Origin of the sequence: Rubrivivax rivuli, assembly GCF_004016505.1 — a bacterium.
Classification (GTDB): domain Bacteria; phylum Pseudomonadota; class Gammaproteobacteria; order Burkholderiales; family Burkholderiaceae_C; genus Rubrivivax; species Rubrivivax rivuli.
Map to the genome: position 1 here is coordinate 1 of NZ_SACR01000025.1, position 294 is coordinate 294.

1 protein-coding gene is annotated in these 294 nt (G+C 63.6%); it reads left to right on the forward strand.

Going from position 1 to position 294, the window contains the following annotated elements; all coding sequences use genetic code 11:
- Nucleotides 1-29 precede the first annotated feature (29 nt).
- On the forward strand, nucleotides 30-294 hold a 265-nt coding region (locus tag EOE66_RS21670; protein WP_310733118.1), incomplete at its 3' end, for a DapH/DapD/GlmU-related protein.

Sequence of the window (294 nt, forward strand, 5' to 3'; positions counted from 1 at the left end):
CGCATGAACCTGCCGCTGGCGTACTGAGCATGGCCACGACCATCCACCCCAGCGCCATCGTCGACGAAGGGGCCGTGCTGGGCGAGAACTGCCGTGTGTGGCACTTCGTGCACATCAGCGCCGGGGCCCGGATCGGCGCGCGTTGCTCGTTCGGGCAGAACGTGTACGTGGGCAATGACGTCGCCATTGGCGACAACGTGAAGGTGCAGAACAACGTCTCGGTCTATGACGCGGTGACGCTGGAAGACGACGTGTTCTGCGGCCCGAGCATGGTGTTCACCAACGTCTACAACC